We start from the raw sequence: 19,724 nt of genomic DNA on the forward strand, positions 1-19,724 counted from the left end.
ATTTGAACACCCCCATTAGGTCGGATTGGTGTCCAACTTCTTGGGGGCAGTCCACGGAGCGTGGGAACGATGGTCAGCACCGCGTGCCTGACTCTTCAGGACTTATTGGCACGCGCATCACTCAGCCAGAGATGGCTTTTCCCACAGATTGATCCCGCCTTCCACCGCAAAGCTGTCGATCTCGGCCAGTTCTTCGCTGCTGAACGCCAGGTTCTGCAGAGCGCCAACGTTTTCGATGATCTGCTCCGGACGGCTCGCGCCGATCAACGCTGAGGTTACGCGCGGGTCTCGCAGGGTCCAGGCCAGGGCCATTTGTGCCAGGCTTTGACCGCGACGCTGGGCAATTTCATTGAGGGCGCGCACGTGGGCGATGTTCTGCTCGGACAAGTGCGAAGCCTGCAGCGAGCCACCGCCCGGACGATTGACCCGTGCGTCCTTGGGCACGCCGTTCAAATACTTGTCCGATAGCAACCCCTGAGCCAACGCGGTGAAGGCAATCACGCCAGCACCCAGTTCTTCGGTCGCATCAAGCAGGTCTTTCTCAACCCAGCGGTTGAGCAGGTTGTAAGCCGGCTGGTGAATCAGCAACGGCACTTTCCACTCTTTGAGCAGCGCGGCTATTTCACGGGTCTTGGCCCCGGAATACGACGAGATGCCGATGTAAAGCGCTTTGCCCTGCTGCACCGCAGTGGCCAGCGCGCTGGCGGTTTCTTCCAGCGGAGTGTCCGGGTCGAAGCGGTGCGAGTAGAAAATATCGACGTAATCCAGCCCCATGCGTTGCAGGCTCTGATCAAGGCTGGCCAGCACGTATTTGCGCGAGCCACCGCCCTGCCCGTAAGGCCCCGGCCACATGTCCCAGCCTGCCTTGCTGGAGATGATCAGCTCGTCGCGGTAGTGCTTGAAGTCTTCACGCAGCAAACGACCAAAGTTGATCTCGGCGCTGCCGTAGGGCGGGCCATAGTTGTTAGCCAGGTCGAAATGGTTGATACCCAGATCGAACGCGGTGCGCAGCATGGCGCGCTGAGTGTCGATCGGCGTGCTGTCACCAAAGTTGTGCCACAAGCCCAACGACAGTGCCGGAAGCACCAGCCCGCTGCGGCCGGTACGGCGATACGGCATGTCTTTGTAACGATTTTCGGCAGCGATATAGGTCATTGAATCCTCTCTTGTCTGCGGGATATTCGAGGCGTGTCGCGGTGCGCTCGCGAGCTTGAAGCGTCTGCTCGCCGCGCAGGAATCATGGCTTTTGCCAGACAGCCTGCTGAATGTCGACCCGCTTGGGTATCAAGTGGTTGTCGTAAAACAGATCGGCGGTCGCTTGCTGCGCACGCACGATTTCAGGCGTGATCGGCAAGCTGGGTGATGCAGGTCGATGGTCAAGATACTGAGTGATGACCGCTTCGGACAAGCCCATGCTGCGCGCCAGGATCTGGATGCTCTCTGCGCGTTGCGTGCGAGTCAGTTCATCGGCCATCGTCAGTTCGTCGAGGATCTGCTGGACGAACGCGCCGTTTTTCTCGGCGAATTCCCGGCGTGCGGTGTAGAACGGCCCCGACAGCCCGAGCCCTTCGCCGTTGGCCAACAGGCGGCTGTGGCCTTCGTTCAGGGCGATGGAGTAGTACGGGTCCCAGATCGCCCAGGCATCGACGCTACCGTTTTCAAACGCGGCACGGGCATCGGCCGGGGTCAGGTAGATCGGCTGAATATCCTTGAACGCCAGCCCTGCCTTGTTCAGCACACGCAGCACCACGTTGTGCGCGCTGGAGCCTTTCTGGAGCGCGACTTTGCGGCCTTTCAGCTCTGCCACGCTGTGCAGCGGGCTTTCGTTGCGCACCAGCAGGGTTTCCGCCTGCGGCTTGGCGGGCTCCGCGCCGATGTAGACCAGGTCTGCACCTGCCACCTGAGCGAAGATCGGTGGAATGTCGCCGGTCGAAGCGATGTCCAGGCTGCCGATATTCAACGCCTCAAGCATCTGCGGCCCGGCCGGAAACTCGATCCATTTGATTTTTGTGGCAGCAAAGCGCTTCTCCAGCAGGCCGTGCTCCTTGGCCAGCACCAGAGTGATCGAGCCTTTCTGGTAGCCGATGCGCAAGGCGTCAGGCTCGTCGGCAGAGGCGGTATTGAGCAAGCCGCTGAAAGCCAGAATGGCGGCGATGAAAGTGAATGATTTCATGGTTAATCCTTTAATTCAGTGGTCTATGCCCAGTCTCTGTGCTGTAAAAAATCCGCCCCCACAACGCCCTGCGGGCAGAAGCCTGAGCGCGCCGTTTTCTGAGTCCTCCAGGGCTTGCATGCGGGAAATATCAAAATCCATAAGCAGGCCGCTGCAAGCCCAGGTTTTCGCGCAACGTGGTGCCTTCATATTCAGTACGAAACAACCCGCGCCGCTGCAACTCCGGCACCAGCAACTGTGCGACGTCTTCCAGACCGCCCGGCAGATGCGGCACCAGCACATTGAAGCCGTCCGCCGCGCCTTGTTCGAACCAGATTTGCAGCTCATCGGCGATCTGCGCAGGCGTACCGATCAGGCTGTAGTGCCCTCGCCCACCGGCAATCCGCCGCCCCAGTTGCGCCAGGGTCAGGTTTTCCTGGTCGGCCAGCTCAGTCAGCAACTTTTGCCGACTGCGCTGGCCGCTGTCGGTCAGTGGCAGTTCCGGCAACGGGCCGTCCAGCGGGTAGCCGGACAGGTCGAAGTTACCCAGCATGCGGCCCAGCAGAGCAACACCCACCTGCGGTTCGACCAGGTCCTGAAACGACTCGAACTTCTGTTTCGCCAGCGCTTCGGTTTCTGCCACGACGATGAACACGCCGGGCATGACTTTCAGCGAATCTGCGTCTCGCCCGTAAGTGCTCAAGCGTTCCTTGATGTCGGCATAAAACGCCTGGGCACTGGCCAGCGAGGTCTGCGCGGTGAACACTACCTCTGCCGTCTGCGCCGCAAGGTCGCGGCCGACTTCCGAGGAACCGGCCTGCACCACCACCGGCTGACCCTGCGGCGAACGCGCCACGTTCAGCGGGCCTTTGACGCTGAAATGCTCGCCCACGTGATCCAGCACATGCACGTTGGCCGGGTCGTAATACTGGCCGCTGGCCTTGTCACGGGTGAAGGCGTCGTCTGTCCAGCTGTCCCACAGGCCGGTCACTACCTGATGAAACTCACGCGCTCGGCTGTAACGCTCGGCGTGGCCGACATGCTCGGCGCGACCGAAATTCTGCGCCTCGGCGGCGGCGTCCGACGTCACCAGATTCCAGCCCGCCCGACCGCCCGACAGGTGATCCAGCGAGGCGAACTTGCGGGCCACGTGATACGGCTCGTTGTAGGTGGTGGTTGCCGTCGCGATCAGGCCGATGTGATCGGTCACCGCGCTCAGCGCCGAGAGCAGCGTCAGTGGCTCGAAATGATCCGAGCGGGCCATGCGACTGGCGATGTCACCGGTCGCCGCGGCCACACTGTCGGCCACAAACAACGTATCGAATTTCGCCGCTTCCGCGACCTGGGCCAAATGCCGGTAGTGCTTGAAATCCAGCCCAGCATCCGCAGGCACATCCGGGTGGCGCCAGGCTGCAACGTGGTGCCCGGTGGCCATCAGGAAAGCGCCCAGTTTCATCTGTCGAGCAGTCGTGCTCATGCCTCACTCCTTACTGTGTTGCTGCGGGCAGCGACTCAAAAATCCTTGCGCAGCTGCACGCCGAAATAACGTTCGTCATCACGCGGCACGGATCGGTAAACGTAGTTGCCGCCGGTTGCCAGCATCGGCGAATAAGACTTGTCTGCCAGGTTCTTGCCAAGCAGTGCCACGCGCCAGCCGCTGTTGTAATCGGCCAGTGCCACGCTGGCGTTCCAGATGCCGTACGCACCCTGCCTGGTGTCCGGGTTCTGGCTGATGTCGTACTGCACTTCGCTCTGCCAGCTGTAATCGGTGCCCAGTTCGATGTCCAGGCCGTTGTCCAGCGGGATGGTGTAATCGGCGCGCACGTAGCTTTTCCAGTCCGGGCTGTAAGGCAGGGTTTTGCCATCGACGTTGCACGACGCCGCCGCACCGGCCGGGCAGGCGAAGGTGTCAATGCGCGCCTTGGTGTAGGACAGCGCACCGGAGAGTTTCAGGTTCCCAGTGGCCTGCAAGGCGTAATCCAGCTCGACGCCTTCGGTGCTGACACTGCCTGCGTTGATCAGGCGCGTCACGACCTGCCCGGCCACGCTGTCGAAGAAGTTCGCCTGATAGTTGTCGTAATCGCTGTGGAACACCGCCAGGTTGGTGGTCAGGCGATTGTTCCAGGTGGTGGCTTTGACGCCCACTTCCCAGGTGTTCGAGGTTTCCGGCTTGAGGGCTTCGGTGTCACGCGGCTGCATGTTGAAGAACACGTTGTAGGCCGGGCCCTTGTAGCCGCGCGAGTAGGTGATGTAGGTCATAACGCTGTCGCTCAGGTCATATTGCAGACCCAGCCGCCCGGACTTGCCGTCCTCGTCCACCGACCCGGAACTGCTGGTCGCAGGCTGAATGCCGCTGACTGTGGTCGCCGATGTCGAAACGCGGCGATGGTCGTATTCCAGATCGTCGTGGGTCCAGCGCGCGCCCGCAATCGCGCGCAAATCCGGCGTGAAATTGAAGGTGGTTTCGCCAAACACCGAATAGCTGTCGGTGGTGGTGCTGTAATCGGCGATGCCACGGTTTTGCGTGGTCGGGGTGAGCAGCGTGCGCTGATAGGTTTCGTCACTCTTGCCGTGCATGTAGAACAGCCCGCCGACGTACTCGACAAACTGGCCCTTTGGCGACGCCAGACGCAGCTCCTGAGAATACTGGTTGAACTCCAGATCGCCCTTGTCTTCGGTGCCGGGGAAGGCAGCAGTGACGGTGCCAAGACGGTCGCCATCCTGATACTGGGTGTTGTCCCAGCCGCGCCAGGCGGTGATGGAGGTCAGGGTGTAATCGCCCAGTTGCCAGTCAAGCTGACCGGACAAGCCTTTGTTGACGTCTTCGACGTGGCTGCGGTAATCGCTGAGCACGTTGCGGTTGTCGCTGTCGGCGCGCACCGGTGACAGCGCACTGGCGAACGCCGGGGTCAGCGCCTTGCTGACCACGCCGTTGGGCGCGTCATCATGGGACTGCATGTAGTCTGCTGCGAGGGTAAACGTGATGTCGTCGTTGGGCGTGAACTCCAGCTTGCCGCGCGCGCCCTTGCGGTTGTAACCGTTGACTTCCTGACCGTTGAGCTTGTTGTCGACGTTGCCGTCGTAGCTGCCGAACAGCGTGGTGATCGAGCCCTTGAGGGTCTGCGGTATAAGACTGCCACCGATGCCGAAACGGGTGCGGCTTTCATTGCCGCTGTAATACGACTGATCGATATAACCGTGGGTCTCTTCGGTTGGTGCCTTGGTGGTGACGTTGAGCACACCGGCCGACGCATTCTTGCCGAACAGCGTGCCTTGCGGGCCGCGCAGCACTTCGATGCGTTCAAGGTCGAGCATGTCCAGCGTGGCCTGACCCGGACGCGCATACACCACGCCATCAATCACGGTCGCCACGGTCGGTTCGACGCCCGGCGAAGTGGAAATGGTGCCGACACCGCGAATGAACAGCGAGGTGTCCTTGTTGGAGGCACCGGTGCGGAAGTTCAGCGACGGCACTTGCTGCACGATACTGGCCACGCCGTTGCGGTTGTCCCGCTCCAGTTGTTCGCCCTGAATCACCGAGACTGCGACCGGGACTTTTTGCAGCGACTCTTCACGGCGCGTGGCCGTCACGGTGACCGACTCCAGTGCTACGGTCTCAGGGTTTTGCGCGGCCTCGGTCGCGGCCATTGCCGGCACCCACGGCAAAGCCGTCAGCCCCACCAACAACCAGCCATAGCGACGCCCCCGCGCCACATGAGCCTGGTCGATGGCTTGCGCCAGAAGTGTGTGTTTGACGCCATCCCCGTGTGTTGTGTGCATCTGCGTGCCTGCCTGAAATATGCCCTGATCCGACAGTGCGATGCGCACTGGCGCCTGTTCGTGCTGGCTAAACCGGGTCCGGGCATTCGCGGTGGCGAGTAGCAGACAAACCATCGTTGTTAGCGCTAACATCGCCAGTATCAGGAATTGGCAGATAGATCGTCCAATACTGAAAAACTAGTTTTATATTCCTTTTAATTTTATGCGAAGTGATTCGAGCATGGCTGACGAAAAACCTGCGACACGCAAACGCCGAGGCGCCGGCCGGGTGACGATCACCGCCGTGGCACGCCAGGCGGGGGTGTCGGCCATCACCGTGTCGCGCTATTTCAATCAGCCGGAGCAAGTCTCGCCCGAACTGCGCGAACGCATCGCGGCGGTGGTCAATACGCTGGGCTATGTGCCCAACCTGGTGGCAGGCGGCCTGGCGTCGGCGCGCAGCAAGGTGGTGGCGATGGTGATCCCCAACATCTCCGGGCCGATCTTCGCCAACACCATTCAGGGCTTCAGCGACACCTTGAGCCAGCATGGTTTCCAGTTGTTGCTGGCCTCCAGCTACTTTTCCGCCGAGCAGGAAGAAAGCGCCGTGCGGGCGTTTCTGGGCTGGTCTCCGGCGGCCTTGGTGCTGACCAGTCGCTTCCACAGCCCGGCGACTGAGAAGATGATCGAGCAGACCGACGTCCCGGTGATTGAAACCTGGGACCATCAGCCTGACCGCAGCCCGATCCAGATTGGTTTTTCCCACTACGACGTGGGCGTTAGCGCAGCCCGCTATCTGCATGCCAAAGGCTATCGCCGCATTGCGTTCGTACAGAACAGCGTTGCGGGCGACTTCAGCGCACTGGAGCGGCGCGACGGTTATGCCGCGACGCTGGAAGGGCTTGGCCTGAGGCCGTGGGTATTTGTCCCGGACGCCGGGCGAGCGCCTTTCGAGGCAGGCAAGCAGGCCATGGAAATGCTGATGAGCCAAGCGCCGCGCCCCGACGCCATCTTCTTCGCCAACGACAACCTGGCAGCCGGCGCCCTGCTCGCCAGCCAGCGCGCAGGCCTGCACATCCCGCAGGACTGCGCCGTCATGGGCTTTGGCGACTACGCCTTCGCAGAAATGATGCTGCCCAGCCTTACTACAATCAAACCACCTGCACTGGAGATCGGCGTAATGGCCGCAACCCGCGTGCTGGAGAGCCTTGAGGTGCTGCCGGTGGAGGGGGCACTGCAGCGGCTGAATTTGCTCGATTGCAGGTTGGTGGAGCGGGAAAGTACGTGAGCATGCAGACAAGCTCTCGTTCCCACGAGCCCTCAACTATCGTGCGACGCTCCGCGTCATATGCCGTTCTGGACGCTCCGTGTCCGATCTGGAATAGAGCTATTCAGAGCGCAAACGGCAACGCTATGTGTGGCGTTTGACGCTCTGCCAGGCGCTGTTCGAACTCGGCAGGGTCGTGAATCAGCACGTCCTGCCCGGCGAAGGTCTCGGCGGCGATCAGGCGGGACAGCCAGAAACGCACGCAGGCTATGCGCAACATTGTTGCCCACAGCTTTGATTCGGCAGCGGTGAACGGACGCAAGCCGGCATAGGCACCCAACAGCGCGCGGGCGCGGACGGCGTCGAGCTGGCCGTTTTCGCGGGAGCACCAGTCGTTGAGGGCAATCGCCAGGTCGTAGAGCATCGGACCGGAACAGGCGTTGTAGAAATCGATCAGCCCGGTCAGGTGTGTGCCCTCGAACAGCACGTTGTCACGAAACAGGTCGGCATGCAGATTGGCGCGCGGCAATGCCATGATCTGCGGCTTGAGGTCTTCGATCTCCTGAAGACTTTTTTCAAGCAGGGCGCGCTGAGTCTCGCCCAGATGCGACAGAAAATTGCGTCCCTCGCTGAGCATCCAGTCAAGACCACGGTCAGTCTTGCGCTCAAGCACCTGCTCGCGGGTGGCCAGGTGCAGGTTGGCCAACAGTTCGCCAATCTGCACGCAATGCTGGGTGTTGGGCTCGCTGATGTGCTTGCCCGGCAGCCGCGGCTGCAAGAGCGCAGGCTTGCCCGCCAGCTCGCGCAGGGCCTGACCGTCGGTGGTGCGCAGCGCGTAGGGCACCGGCAGGTTGGCGTCGTGCAGCACATCAAGCAGTTCTATGAAGAACGGCATCTCCTGCACCGGGCCACGCTCGACCAGCGTCAGGACAAACTCACCCTGCTCCAGGCTGATGAAGTAATTGGTGTTTTCACTACCGGCGGCAATGCCCTGATAGTCAAGCAGGCGGCCGAGCCCGTAAGGGGCGAGAAATGTTTCCAGCTCGGGCCGAGCCAGTGGGGTAAAAACAGACATGTCAGAACTGCCAACGATTAGGGTGAATGTAAGGTGCTACCAGCTGAATATTTCCCACTGCGGGATCAGCATGTCCGGTTGGTCCGAACGGATGAAGTTAGGGCTTGTACCATCGGCGCGCACCAGAAAATAGGGCTTGCCGTGTTTCGGAGTGATTTTCACGGCGTACAGGAAACCATTCTGGCGGTATTCCTGAATCGTTTTGTCGCCATCGGTGCGAATGGTCACGTCCGGTGCCGCCGACGGCGGGTCCTCTGCCGAAACTGCGAGCAAAGGGCAAAGTGCCAACAGGCCGGTCAATATCAGTCGATTTACCTTGCGCATGATAACCTTGTCCCTTTGTCGTCAATGGTCTGCGCATTCTAGCGCCGACCCCGCCGAAAAGGTTGATTCTGCTCATGACCCAAGCGCCGCTCGTCCTGGTGGACGGTTCTTCTTACCTCTACCGCGCCTTCCACGCCCTGCCACCCCTGACCACGTCCAAAGGGTTGCCGACCGGCGCCGTCAAGGGCGTGCTCAACATGCTCAAAAGCCTGCGCCGTCAATACCCGGACAGCCCGCTCGCGGTCGTCTTCGATGCAAAGGGCGGGACGTTCAGGGACGCGCTGTACACCGACTACAAGGCCAACCGGCCGAGTATGCCGGATGACCTGCGCGTGCAGGTCGATCTGCTGCACGCTTGCGTGAAAGGCATGGGCTATCCGTTTTTGTGCGTTGAAGGCGTCGAAGCGGATGATGTGATCGGCACCCTGGCGCGCAGCAGCGCGGCGGCTGATCGCCCGGTGGTCATTTCCACCGGCGACAAGGACATGGCGCAACTGGTCGATGGCCATATCACGCTGGTCAACACCATGACCGGCAGCGTGCTGGACGTGGCGGGCGTAAAAGAAAAATTCGGCGTCGGCCCGGAGCACATCATCGACTACCTCGCTTTGATGGGCGACAAGGTCGATAACATCCCCGGCGTGCCCGGCGTTGGCGAAAAAACCGCTGTCGGCCTGCTGGTGGGCGTGGGTGGCGGGATCAAGGAGCTTTACGACAACCTGGAAATGGTCGCGACCCTGCCGATCCGCGGCGCCAAGACCCTGGCCGCCAAGCTTGAAGAACACCGCGCGATGGCCTTCCTCTCTTACGAGTTGGCGACCATCAAGATAGACGTGCCGCTGGACATCGAGCTGGAGCAGTTGCATTGCAGCGAGCCAGACCGCGACAAGCTGATGGAACTGTACGCCGAGCTGGAATTCAAGAGCTGGATCGAAGACCTGCAACGCGATGCCAAACGCGCAGGCCAGGAGCTGGTCGTCGAAGAGCCGACCGTGGCAGCCAAGGAAGCAACGTACGAGGTCATTCTTGAGCAAGGGCAGTTTGACGCCTGGCTGAAAAAGCTTCAGGCGGCACCGCTTTTCGCCTTCGTTACCCAGAGCAACGGCACCGACGCCCAGCGTGCGCAACTGGTGGGCCTGTCTTTCGCCATCCAGACCCACGAAGCCGCCTACATCCCGCTGACCCACTCCTATATGGGCGTGCCGCAGCAACTGGATCGCGACACCGTCCTCAAGACGCTCAAGCCGCTGCTGGAAGACCCGAACAAGATCAAGGTCGGTCAGCACGCCAAATTTGCCATCAACCTGCTCGCCAACTGCGCGATCGGCGGCGATCAGGCGCAGGGCATCGAGCTGCAGGGTGTGCGCTTTGACACCATTCTTGAATCCTACGTGCTGGACTCCACCGCCACTCGCCACGACCGCGACAGCCTGGTGGCCAAGTACCTGACGCATACGCCGATCAACTTCCAGGACATCGCCGGCAAGGGTGCCAAGCAGCTGACCTTCGACCAGATCGCCATCGAGCAGGCCGGTAACTACGCCGCCGAAGAGGCCGACCTGACCCTGCGCCTGCATGAAGTCTTCGAAGCCCGCCTGGCCGCGATTCCGACCTTGCAGCCGGTGCTCAACGAGATCGAGATGCCATTGGTGCCGGTTCTGGCCCGCATCGAACGTCAGGGCGCGCTGGTCGATGCCAACCTGCTGGGCATCCAGAGCGTTGAGCTGGGCGACAAGATGACCGCACTGGAGCGCGAGGCGTTCGCCATTGCCGGTGAAGAATTCAACCTCGGTTCGCCCAAGCAGCTTGGCGTGATTCTCTACGAAAAACTCGGCATGCCTATCCTGAGCAAGACAGCCACCGGCCAGCCATCGACAGCCGAGGCGGTGCTTGCCGAGCTCGCCGAACAGGACTTCCCGCTGCCCAAGGTGCTGATGCAGTACCGCTCGATGAGCAAGCTCAAGAGCACCTATACCGACCGCCTGCCCGAGCAGATCAACCCGCGCACCGGGCGTATTCACACCTCCTATCATCAGGCGGTAGCCGTGACCGGGCGTTTGTCTTCCAGCGACCCGAATCTGCAGAACATCCCTATTCGTACCGCCGAAGGCCGCCGCATCCGTCAGGCGTTCGTGGCGCCCAAGGGTTACAAGCTGCTGGCGGCAGACTATTCGCAGATTGAACTGCGGATCATGGCGCACCTGGCCAAGGACGAAGGCTTGCTGCATGCGTTCCGCAACGACCTGGACGTCCACCGCGCGACAGCGTCGGAAGTTTTCGGCGTCGAACTGGAGAACGTCACCACCGACATGCGCCGCAGCGCCAAAGCGATCAACTTCGGCCTGATCTACGGCATGAGCGCATTTGGCCTGGCCAAACAGATCGGCGTGGACCGCAAGCAGTCGCAGGCGTATGTCGATCGCTATTTTGCCCGCTACCCCGGCGTGCTGGACTATATGGAGCGCACGCGCACCCAGGCCGCCGAGCAGGGCTTCGTCGAGACTATTTTCGGCCGTCGCCTGTACCTGCCGGACATCAACGCCAAGAACCCTTCACTGCGCAACGGCGCGCAACGCATGGCGATCAACGCGCCGATGCAGGGCACGGCGGCGGACATCATCAAAAAAGCAATGGTGGCGGTGAATGGCTGGCTGGACGAATCCGGCCTGGATGCACGGGTCATCCTGCAGGTGCACGATGAACTGGTACTGGAAGTGCGCGAAGACCTGGTCGATCAGATCAGCGAGCAGATCCGTCCACACATGAGCGGCGCGGCAGAACTGGCAGTGCCGCTGCTGGTGGAAGTCGGGGTCGGCAACAACTGGGACGAGGCACATTAACGCTGAAAAACGACGAATTCGTGGGGGGATTCGTCAAACATTGTAGGAAATGTGAACTTTTCTTAATTGCTGGAACTTAACCGTTTGGACAGGAGTCAGAGGTTCCGATTGATTGAAAAATCCATCGTGCTCTTAAGTTGTGTTAAGTGTTGGCAGTTATTCCGGACCCCACCCTAAGGTCCGGACCTTAAGCCCCGGTACTTCCCCTCCCCATGTGAAGTCCGGGGTCTTTTTTTGCCTGCGATTTACTCCGCAGGCGCTTTGTCTTCCAGTTCCATCCAGCCGGCCAGCACTGTGTAGGCCTCTTCCAGCCCCATGCGTTTGGGCGCCGAAAACAACTGGATGCTCACTGCGTCACCCCAGCCTTTGCGAATCTCGGCCTGAACCTTGAGCAGCGTGTTCTTGGCAGCGCCGTAGGTCAGCTTGTCAGCTTTGGTCAGCAGGATGTGCATTGGCATGTGGCTGGCAATCGCCCAATCGAGCATCAGCAGGTCGAAGTCGGTCATTGGATGACGGATGTCCATCATCAGGATCAGCCCTTTCAGGCTTTCGCGGCTGCCCAGATAAGCTTCCAGGTGGCGCTGCCAATGCAGTTTCAGCGGGATTGGCACTTTGGCGTAGCCGTAGCCGGGCAAGTCGACCAGACGACGATCTTCATCAAGGCCGAAAAAGTTCAGCAACTGGGTGCGCCCAGGAGTCTTGGAGGTGCGCGCAAGGCTGGCGTGAGTCAGGGTGTTCAGCGCGCTCGACTTGCCCGCGTTGGAGCGCCCGGCGAATGCGACTTCAAAACCCTCGTCATCGGGGCATTGGTCGACCTTGGCGGCGCTGAGCATGAACGTGGCCTGTTGGCACAGACCGAGAATGGGGTTTTTGAGCTGCATGTGATTTCCGGTGAAGACCCTGCCTGCAAGGGGTGCGGCAAGAGGTGTCGGTTTCGTTTGGGTGCGTGCGCCTATAATGACACACCTGCCCCCCGGCCCATACTCGCACCCTGTCGGGGCGCACTGACTGGCGGCTGGAACATTCAGACATGACCTGCTTCACTCCTTATGCAAAAAGGCCGTCCAAGGCCGCCCATTTTTACAACCTCAGCGTTACACTAACGAACTCAGGCTTTCGCGACCGGTCGAACAACCGCCGCTTGAAGGCGATTTTATCTGCTCAGGAGTAAAGCATGCGTAATCTGATCATCAGCGCCGCCCTGGTTGCCGCCAGTCTGTTCGGTATGTCCGCCCAGGCTGCCGAGCCCATCGAGTCCGGCAAACAATACGTCGAGCTGACAAGCGCTGTGCCCGTCGCCGTGCCGGGCAAGATCGAAGTCATTGAGCTGTTCTGGTATGGCTGCCCGCACTGCTACGCATTCGAGCCGACCATCAACCCGTGGGTCGAAAAACTCCCGTCCGACGTCAATTTCGTGCGCATCCCGGCCATGTTCGGCGGTCCTTGGGACGCTCACGGCCAACTGTTCATCACCCTGGACACCATGGGCGTCGAGCACAAGGTTCACGCAGCGGTATTCGAAGCGATCCAGAAAGGCGGCAAGCGTCTGACCGACAAGAACGACATGGCTGACTTCGTCGCAACCCAGGGCGTCAACAAGGACGACTTCCTCAAGACGTTCGACTCCTTCGCCGTGAAGGGCAAGATCGCGCAGTACAAGGAACTGGCCAAGAAATACGAAGTAACCGGCGTTCCAACCATGATCGTCAACGGCAAGTACCGCTTTGACCTGGGTTCTGCCGGTGGTCCGGAAAAGACCCTGCAGGTTGCCGACCAGTTGATCGACAAAGAGCGAGCGGCTGCCAAGGCCGCCAAGTAAGCGCTCGCCATGCGCCGCTGGGGCAAAGGCAGCCCGCGTATCGTTGGCCTGCATGATCCGCAGGTCAACGAACATCATCTGACGCAAAGCGGCTTGCCGGAAGACGGCAGGCTGCGGCTGCTCAGTTTCAATATCCAGGTCGGTATCAGCACCGAGCGCTACCGGCATTACCTGACGCGCAGCTGGCAACACCTGCTGCCGCACGTCGGCCGGGCTGGCAACCTGCAGAAGATCGGCGACCTGATCAACGATTTCGATCTGGTCGCCTTGCAGGAAGTCGATGGCGGAAGCATGCGCTCCGGCTTCGTCAATCAGGTCGAGCATCTCGCCCAGCTGGGCGGTTTCCCGTTCTGGTATCAGCAGCTCAATCGCAACCTCGGACGCTTTGCCCAGCACAGCAACGGTGTATTGAGCCGCCTGCGTCCGACCAAGATCGAAGATCATCCTCTGCCGGGTCCGGCAGGGCGCGGGGCCATTCTTGTCCGCTTCGGCGAAGGCGAAGATGCGCTGGTGGTGGTCATGATGCACCTGGCCCTCGGGACGCGCACCCGAACCCGGCAACTGGCCTACATTCGCGAGCTGATCGGCGGTTATCGTCATCAAGTGCTGATGGGCGACATGAACACCCACGCCAACGATCTGCTGGAACACTCGCCGCTGCGTGACCTTGGCCTGCTGGCCCCGCAGATCGAAGCGACCTTTCCGAGTTGGCGGCCACAACGCTGCCTTGATCACATTTTGCTCAGCCCGACCCTGACACTTGAACGCGTGCAGGTGCTGGCTCACCCTATTTCCGATCACCTGCCGGTTGCTGTCGAGATCCGCCTGCCCGCTTCACTGCACGGGGACTCGCTGCCTGTGCCTTCTGGTGGAAACCTTGCATGAGCGACGAGGCGGAGCGCTGGAGAGAGAAGTACCTCAAAGGCATCGAGCAGCAGGATAAGCTCGAAAAGCGCTGGGACGCGCGGCTCGACTTGTTGCGCCGCGGTTTGGTGCGCAGCAGCCTGGCGGCGGAAGGCTCCGACCGCGCCGTCGATGAATGCATGAAGGAAATGCGCGAAATCGTCCGCAGGGACGACATGGACGCAGGTCTGGCAGCCTTGATTCCACGCCTTGAAAAAGCCGTGCTGGACTCCGAGCAACGCCGTGAAGTCCGCGTCGGGCAAATTGGCTCGGCACTGACCGCGCTGGTTACACAGTTGCAGGCACTGCCGTTGACTCGAGAGGTGCGCAAACCCCTCAAGCGCTTTGCCAAGGACCTTGAAGAGCGGGCGGCGCAAGCACGCGAGTTGCCACTGCTGCTCAGCGAGTTGAGCGGCTTGCAGGGTCAGGCCCTGACTCAGCTTGAAAAACAGGATGAAGGCCAGCGCCCGGGGCTTCTGCAACGCCTGTTCGGCTCACGGGACGAGCACGGTAACGAGCATCCTCCTGAAGCGGCCCATCCGCAAAGCCTTCCGCCCGCGCAGGAAATGCACGAAGAAGTTCACGAGCCCCCAGAGGCACCCGACGCACAGGCCCCGACATCGCCTGCGCCTGCCGCTCTGGAAAGAGAGATCGAGAGCAAACCTGCGGTGCCAGCACCCGAGCCCAACGCTGAAACACCCGCCCTGACGAACACTGTGGAACCTGTGCCACCGCCAGCGGCTGTTTCGGTCACTCCAGTACCGGTAGAAATTACCGTCGAACCTGCCAGCGTGCCCGTGGAGCATATCGATACAACCGACATGCTGGCGCCCACGCCCAGCGTGCCCTATCAGCAACGCCCTGCCCCCGCCGCCCTGGAGGTGGAGCCGGAAGACGACCCCGAGCCAGACACCGAAGGTGAAGACAGCGAAGAGGGTTATGCACTGCCCTCCTCTCCGGAGCCAAGCTACAGTTCGGTCGCCGCACACATCGAAGAAACGCTGCTGGGCCTGCTCAACGACCTGACCCTGTCAGAGCATTTCCGGCCGCAGGTCGAAGACATGCAGTTGCGCCTGAAACATGGCTTGAACTGGTACGAACTGCTACCGATCCTTGACGATCTGGCTGTGCTGATGCTGGCAATCAACAACGGTGGCCAGCAGGAATTCAGCAGCTATCTCAAGCAGCTCAACGAGCGCCTCGAGTCTTTCCAGAGCCACTTGCAGGCCGCCAGTGAAGACCATGCCGAGAACCAGTCCAGCGCGCGTGACCTGAACGAACAGTTGCGCGAGCAGGTTGGCGGCTTGCAAAGCAGTGTGCAGGACGCGTCCGACCTGAATAGCCTCAAGCAAGTGCTCGACAACCGTTTTGAAGGCTTGCTGAGTACCATGGATAACTACCAGCTCAAGCGCGACGAGCGCGAGCGGGAAGTTGCCTCACGCCTGCAAGGCCTGGCCTCACGTGTCGCGAGCATGGAGCAGGAAGCGTTGGGGTTCAGGACCCATCTGGAAGAACAGCGCCAGAAAGCCTTGATCGACCCGCTTACCGGCCTGCCCAATCGCGCCTCCTGGGGTGAGCGCCTGGAGCAGGAAATGGCTGATTGGCAGCGGGATAAGAACAGCCTGCTGGTGTGCATACTCGATCTGGATCATTTCAAGCGTATCAACGACGGTTACGGCCACCTGGCCGGCGATAAAGTGTTGAAAATTGTCGCCAACGTCTTCAAAAAGCGCCTGCGCCCCGCCGACTTTCTCGCAAGGTTTGGTGGCGAAGAGTTTGTCATGCTGCTGCCGGCGACGCTTCTCGGCGCAGGGCTGACATTACTCGACGAACTGCGCACTGCGGTCGAGCTGTGTCCATTCCACTTCAAAGGCGAGCGAGTGACAATCACCGTCTCCATCGGCGTGACCGCATTGCGCACCGGTGAACGAAGCGATACCGCTATCAAGCGCGCAGACCAGGCTTTGTATAAAGCCAAGGAAAACGGGCGCAACCGGGTCGAGCAAGGCTAACTGAAACATTTTGACCTGAACAAATGCTTCAGCGCTGAAGCTATTTTCGGGCTCTTTGTTATGATGTTTCATTTCCTGCCGACGCTGCCTACCCCATGAAGCTGTATCTCTCTGCCTTTATCCTGCTCGCCCTCACAGCCTGCTCCAGCGCTCCGAAGCTGGACACCAGCCATCCGTCGGTGAACTTCGACAACCGGGTTCAGTACGTCGTCATGCATTACACCTCGACGTCGATGGAGCGGTCCCTGCAACTGCTGACCCATGGCGAGGTAAGCAGCCATTACCTGATTGGTGACGACAGCAAGGCGACCATCTACAAGCTGGTCGATGAAAACGCACGCGCCTGGCATGCCGGTGAAAGCGAGTGGGAAGGGCGCACCTGGCTCAACTCCAGTTCGATCGGCATCGAGATCGTCAACCCCGGCTTCAAGGACACACCGACCGGTCGCTTGTGGTATCCGTACACCGAAGCACAGATCCAGTCGATCACCGTGCTGCTCAAAGACATCGTCAAACGTAACAGGATCGACCCGAAACACGTCATCGGGCACAGCGACATCGCCCCGCTGCGCAAGCAAGATCCGGGTCCGTTATTCCCGTGGAAACGCCTCGCCGCCGAAGGGCTGGGCACCTGGCCCGACGAGCGACTGGTTGCCCAGCGCCAGGCAATGCTGGCAACCAACCTGCCGAGCGTCAGCTGGTTCCAGCAACAACTCGCACGCCTGGGCTACAGCACCCCACAAACCGGAGAGCTCGACACCGCCACACGCCAGGTCATCGCCGCCTTCCAGATGCATTACCGCCCTGCACGGTTTGACGGCGAACCCGACACACAGAGCGCGGCCATTTTGCAGGTGCTTAATCATTTGAAGTGATTGGGCGCCATACAATGCCACTTCGACGAGCAAAATAGGGCGTGTCGACGGTTTGATCGTTACAACTTCAGCACTCAAGATAAACAATATCTGCGATGGCTTAGCGGGATTGAATTTACGTACAATATTCTGTACAACAGTCCTATGCCCAAGCTGTGTGCTTGAAGATGCGCTCGGCGCCTGATTGACAGTCGAGCAGTTCCAATCCCTCACGGGAATTTACAAGAGCTCCTGGCTTGCAGCCTGGAAGGAATATTTTATGCAGGTTTTATCATTCAGCCAGGCTCGCGCCGGTTTAAAGCAAGCGATGGATGATGTGTGCCGGGACCATGAGCCAGCACTCATCACACGCCTGCGCGGCGATCATGTAGTCATGCTTTCCCTTGATGACTACAACTCGATGTCAGAAACCATGTACCTGCTAGGCACAGAGGCCAATGCGAAGCACCTGCGGCAATCCATTGCGCAGCACAAAGCCGGAAAAGCCTTCGTAAAGGAAATTTCACTGGATGTCACAGGGTCAGAAACAGAAGAATAAACAGGCAGCAAGGACCGCTGTCGGCGTGCATTTCACCCTATCGGGATGGGATGATTACACTCACTGGAAGGATGCCGATCAGGCAATTTCCCTGTCAATAGACTGCCTCATTAGCCAGTGCCTGCGTACGCCGTTCAAAGGCACCGGTAAGCCGAGACCACTGACCGGCGATTTAACCGGGTACTGGTCCCGCCGCATCACCAAAGAGCATCGTCTTGTCTACTTCTATGAGGGCGGTGTACTGACAGTCATCGCGTGTCGCCATCATTACTAGCGCCAACTTTTTAAAGGACGCCTTGCGCTGCGAACTCCTCAGAATGCAGCACTGAGGCCACAGGGCTTGGTGGCTTAAGGCGTAAACTTCAAAGCGGCAGCGCCATATAGAACTGAGTGCCCTGCCCCGGCCTTGAGTAGACGCCCATGCGCCCGCCGTGCAACTGGACGATTTCCTTGCACAGCGCCAAGCCAAGGCCAGCGCCGCCTTTTTTGCGGCCGACCTGGACGAAGGGCTCGAAGATTCGTCCTTGCTGCCCATAGGCGATACCTTCGCCGTTGTCTTCGACACTGATGATCGCCCGCTCGCCGTGACGCCTCGCCTGCAAGCGGATCAGGCCGTTGGGCGGTGTATGACGCAATGCGTTGTCGAGCAGATTGTCCAGCACCCGCTCCAGCTGGGACTGGTCCGCATGCAGGCGCGGCATCGGTTCCTGGATGTCCAGCATCAGCACGATCTCCTGCTCCTGCGCCTGCCCTTCGTATCGGGCTCTGGCTTCTTCCAGCAAGGTTTCGATAGAGCACGGTGCCAGTTTGAGTTTTTGCAGGCCGTTCTGGTAGCGCGAGAAATTCAGCAGGTCATTGATGAGCTGCATCAAGCGCTGCATCTCTTCGGTGACGGTATTGAGCAGATCGGCTTCGCGGGATTCGGGGGCGAAGTGCAATCGCTCCTGCAGCAGGCCGAACGCCATGTGCATGCCCGTGACCGGCGTGCGCAGTTCATGGGAGGCGCGCAGGACGAATTCGCTGCGCACGCGTTCAAATGCCCGCTGCTCGGTGACGTCGTGCAGCACCATCACAGCACCCAGGATATGGCCCTTGGTGTGACTCACTGGCGTCATGCTGTAGGTCAGCAGCCGCGACTCACCGTCGATGTCGATGGCCAGGTCTTCCGGGGCGCGCTCCAGGGTCCCGCCACGCAGGACCAGATGCAATTGCTCGTCCAGTTCGGGACGACTCAGCGCCTCCCCCAGACTCTGCCCGAGGCGACTCTCGTCCCAGCCGAGCTGGCGCTGAGCAACAGGGTTCAAATGCTCCAGATGGCCTTGGCGATCGATCATCAGCAGGCCGTCGTCAATGCTGTCGAGCACCGCCTGCAGGCGCTGCTGGCCGGCCAGCAGCTCATCGACATTAGTCGCCTGATGCTGACGCAAGGCCTCTGCCATGATGCCGAATCGCCGGGTCAGCAGGTTCATTTCGGCAGCCGAGGAAATGGGCAGCGTGACCTCGTAATCACCTTCGCCAATGCGGTCGGCAGCCTTGGCCAGCGCTTCGATAGGTGCACCAAAGCGACGGGCAATACCGTGCGCGGTCACAAAGCCGATGCACAGCACCGCCAGCCCGACCAGCCCCAGAAGGCCCGCGATCCACAGCGCACGATCTCGGGAATTGATCTCGGCGCTGCTGATGTTTTCCAGCGCCTTGCGGTGCACATTCAGCAAGCCGTTACGCAAGCTGTCAAAGCTTTCACTCAACTGCGGATTGCCACGTATGCCTCGCGGGTCGGTGCCGAATTGTTTCAAGGCATCGATAAATCGCCGGTAATCGACCCAGGTCCCCTCAAGCCCGTTGCGCACATCCTGCTGCGTGTCCTGCGCCGAAGCTTCCTCCAGCAACTCCTCGAACTGACGCTGAATCTTTTCCAGCTCGGGCGGGTTGCGGTTGACCCCGGTCATCAACACCAGTTGGTCGCCCAGGTTCTGACGCAACTTCAAGCCCAGATCCAGAATGGCGAAGTTGTGCTGAATCAGCGATTCCTGCGTGCGCGCCATCTGCATGACGCTGACGAGCCCCAGCAGCAGTCCGAGCAAGGCGACTGTGATCAGCGCCGAAATGCTCAGAAAGAGGCGAGTGCGCAGCTTCATGGCCAGTTTCATTTGAGGTCAT

Annotated in this window: 16 protein-coding genes; 8 read left to right on the forward strand and 8 right to left on the reverse strand. The window is 60.3% G+C overall.

The features are described from left to right. Window positions 1-117 precede the first annotated feature (117 nt). The 4 genes from mgrA to QRN38_RS25500 all read right to left on the reverse strand — a co-directional run bounded on the left by mgrA (window position 118) and on the right by QRN38_RS25500 (window position 5,980). Window positions 118-1,155 (reverse strand): L-glyceraldehyde 3-phosphate reductase, encoded by a 1,038-nt coding sequence (mgrA, locus tag QRN38_RS25485; protein WP_024667972.1) that lies wholly within the window; start codon window positions 1,153-1,155, stop codon window positions 118-120. Between the two features lie 82 nt (window positions 1,156-1,237). Continuing rightward, on the reverse strand, window positions 1,238-2,173 hold the full coding sequence (locus tag QRN38_RS25490) for a sulfonate ABC transporter substrate-binding protein (RefSeq protein WP_032622286.1): 936 nt from the start codon (window positions 2,171-2,173) through the stop codon (window positions 1,238-1,240). 130 nt (window positions 2,174-2,303) lie between these two features. Next, window positions 2,304-3,629, reverse strand: coding sequence for an LLM class flavin-dependent oxidoreductase (locus tag QRN38_RS25495; RefSeq protein ID WP_057418295.1), 1,326 nt, complete (start codon window positions 3,627-3,629; stop codon window positions 2,304-2,306). Between the two features lie 35 nt (window positions 3,630-3,664). Beyond that, window positions 3,665-5,980 (reverse strand): TonB-dependent receptor, encoded by a 2,316-nt coding sequence (locus tag QRN38_RS25500; RefSeq protein WP_174518911.1) that lies wholly within the window; start codon window positions 5,978-5,980, stop codon window positions 3,665-3,667. Between the two features lie 172 nt (window positions 5,981-6,152). On the opposite strand from QRN38_RS25500, the gene QRN38_RS25505 reads away from it, so the two are divergent. Continuing rightward, entirely contained in the window at window positions 6,153-7,199 is a 1,047-nt protein-coding gene (locus tag QRN38_RS25505; RefSeq protein WP_057418294.1) for a LacI family DNA-binding transcriptional regulator, read from the forward strand. A gap of 103 nt (window positions 7,200-7,302) precedes the next feature. Here the strand turns inward: QRN38_RS25505 and QRN38_RS25510 are convergent, their stop codons facing one another. Together QRN38_RS25510 and QRN38_RS25515 are read right to left on the reverse strand one after the other, a co-directional pair. Then, window positions 7,303-8,253 (reverse strand): homoserine kinase, encoded by a 951-nt coding sequence (locus tag QRN38_RS25510; protein WP_007246744.1) that lies wholly within the window; start codon window positions 8,251-8,253, stop codon window positions 7,303-7,305. Window positions 8,254-8,289: 36 nt separating this feature from the next. Next, entirely contained in the window at window positions 8,290-8,577 is a 288-nt protein-coding gene (locus QRN38_RS25515; protein WP_003380192.1) for a DUF2782 domain-containing protein, read from the reverse strand. A gap of 74 nt (window positions 8,578-8,651) precedes the next feature. Here QRN38_RS25515 and polA point away from each other — a divergent pair, with 74 nt between their 5' ends. After that, the gene (gene polA, locus QRN38_RS25520) at window positions 8,652-11,417 is read left to right on the forward strand and encodes a DNA polymerase I (protein WP_057418293.1); all 2,766 of its coding nucleotides are present in this window, start codon (window positions 8,652-8,654) and stop codon (window positions 11,415-11,417) included. Window positions 11,418-11,662: 245 nt separating this feature from the next. On the opposite strand, the gene yihA is transcribed toward polA, so the two are convergent. Beyond that, window positions 11,663-12,298 (reverse strand): ribosome biogenesis GTP-binding protein YihA/YsxC, encoded by a 636-nt coding sequence (yihA, locus tag QRN38_RS25525; protein ID WP_005613810.1) that lies wholly within the window; start codon window positions 12,296-12,298, stop codon window positions 11,663-11,665. Window positions 12,299-12,591: 293 nt separating this feature from the next. Between yihA and QRN38_RS25530 the strand changes: the two genes are divergently transcribed. The 6 genes from QRN38_RS25530 to QRN38_RS25555 all read left to right on the forward strand — a co-directional run bounded on the left by QRN38_RS25530 (window position 12,592) and on the right by QRN38_RS25555 (window position 17,838). Then, entirely contained in the window at window positions 12,592-13,236 is a 645-nt protein-coding gene (locus tag QRN38_RS25530; protein ID WP_005763490.1) for a thiol:disulfide interchange protein DsbA/DsbL, read from the forward strand. Window positions 13,237-13,245: 9 nt separating this feature from the next. Continuing rightward, window positions 13,246-14,121: an endonuclease/exonuclease/phosphatase family protein gene (locus tag QRN38_RS25535; protein WP_005613805.1), complete on the forward strand. Its 876-nt coding sequence runs from the start codon at window positions 13,246-13,248 to the stop codon at window positions 14,119-14,121. Then, window positions 14,118-16,151, forward strand: coding sequence for a GGDEF domain-containing protein (locus tag QRN38_RS25540; RefSeq protein ID WP_057418292.1), 2,034 nt, complete (start codon window positions 14,118-14,120; stop codon window positions 16,149-16,151). The genes QRN38_RS25535 and QRN38_RS25540 overlap by 4 nt, the downstream gene beginning before the upstream one ends. Before the next feature lie 95 nt (window positions 16,152-16,246). Then, window positions 16,247-17,026 carry an N-acetylmuramoyl-L-alanine amidase gene (locus tag QRN38_RS25545; protein ID WP_011103103.1) on the forward strand — a complete coding sequence of 260 codons (780 nt, stop codon included), beginning with the start codon at window positions 16,247-16,249 and terminating at the stop codon, window positions 17,024-17,026. A gap of 259 nt (window positions 17,027-17,285) precedes the next feature. Continuing rightward, complete coding sequence (locus QRN38_RS25550; protein WP_005613797.1) at window positions 17,286-17,564, forward strand: type II toxin-antitoxin system Phd/YefM family antitoxin; 279 nt, start codon at window positions 17,286-17,288, stop codon at window positions 17,562-17,564. After that, window positions 17,536-17,838, forward strand: coding sequence for a Txe/YoeB family addiction module toxin (locus tag QRN38_RS25555; protein WP_122222993.1), 303 nt, complete (start codon window positions 17,536-17,538; stop codon window positions 17,836-17,838). Before QRN38_RS25550 ends, QRN38_RS25555 begins: the two co-directional genes overlap by 29 nt. An 88-nt stretch (window positions 17,839-17,926) precedes the next feature. Here the strand turns inward: QRN38_RS25555 and QRN38_RS25560 are convergent, their stop codons facing one another. Beyond that, window positions 17,927-19,714 (reverse strand): KinB sensor domain-containing domain, encoded by a 1,788-nt coding sequence (locus QRN38_RS25560; RefSeq protein WP_054090668.1) that lies wholly within the window; start codon window positions 19,712-19,714, stop codon window positions 17,927-17,929. Between the last annotated feature and the right edge of the window lie 10 nt (window positions 19,715-19,724).

Origin of the sequence: Pseudomonas sp. CFBP2511 (genome assembly GCF_030209255.1) — a bacterium.
Classification (GTDB): domain Bacteria; phylum Pseudomonadota; class Gammaproteobacteria; order Pseudomonadales; family Pseudomonadaceae; genus Aquipseudomonas; species Aquipseudomonas avellanae.

What these genes read in the sequence shown, in the direction of transcription:
- mgrA (WP_024667972.1), bottom strand. Translation starts at nt 1,155, where the DNA reads ATGACCTATATCGCTGCCGAAAATCGTTACAAAGACATGCCGTATCGC.
- QRN38_RS25490 (WP_032622286.1), bottom strand. Translation starts at nt 2,173, where the DNA reads ATGAAATCATTCACTTTCATCGCCGCCATTCTGGCTTTCAGCGGCTTG.
- QRN38_RS25495 (WP_057418295.1), bottom strand. Translation starts at nt 3,629, where the DNA reads ATGAGCACGACTGCTCGACAGATGAAACTGGGCGCTTTCCTGATGGCC.
- QRN38_RS25505 (WP_057418294.1), top strand. Translation starts at nt 6,153, where the DNA reads ATGGCTGACGAAAAACCTGCGACACGCAAACGCCGAGGCGCCGGCCGG.
- QRN38_RS25510 (WP_007246744.1), bottom strand. Translation starts at nt 8,253, where the DNA reads ATGTCTGTTTTTACCCCACTGGCTCGGCCCGAGCTGGAAACATTTCTC.
- QRN38_RS25515 (WP_003380192.1), bottom strand. Translation starts at nt 8,577, where the DNA reads ATGCGCAAGGTAAATCGACTGATATTGACCGGCCTGTTGGCACTTTGC.
- polA (WP_057418293.1), top strand. Translation starts at nt 8,652, where the DNA reads ATGACCCAAGCGCCGCTCGTCCTGGTGGACGGTTCTTCTTACCTCTAC.
- yihA (WP_005613810.1), bottom strand. Translation starts at nt 12,298, where the DNA reads ATGCAGCTCAAAAACCCCATTCTCGGTCTGTGCCAACAGGCCACGTTC.
- QRN38_RS25530 (WP_005763490.1), top strand. Translation starts at nt 12,592, where the DNA reads ATGCGTAATCTGATCATCAGCGCCGCCCTGGTTGCCGCCAGTCTGTTC.
- QRN38_RS25535 (WP_005613805.1), top strand. Translation starts at nt 13,246, where the DNA reads ATGCGCCGCTGGGGCAAAGGCAGCCCGCGTATCGTTGGCCTGCATGAT.
- QRN38_RS25540 (WP_057418292.1), top strand. Translation starts at nt 14,118, where the DNA reads ATGAGCGACGAGGCGGAGCGCTGGAGAGAGAAGTACCTCAAAGGCATC.
- QRN38_RS25545 (WP_011103103.1), top strand. Translation starts at nt 16,247, where the DNA reads ATGAAGCTGTATCTCTCTGCCTTTATCCTGCTCGCCCTCACAGCCTGC.
- QRN38_RS25550 (WP_005613797.1), top strand. Translation starts at nt 17,286, where the DNA reads ATGCAGGTTTTATCATTCAGCCAGGCTCGCGCCGGTTTAAAGCAAGCG.
- QRN38_RS25555 (WP_122222993.1), top strand. Translation starts at nt 17,536, where the DNA reads ATGTCACAGGGTCAGAAACAGAAGAATAAACAGGCAGCAAGGACCGCT.
- QRN38_RS25560 (WP_054090668.1), bottom strand. Translation starts at nt 19,714, where the DNA reads ATGAAACTGGCCATGAAGCTGCGCACTCGCCTCTTTCTGAGCATTTCG.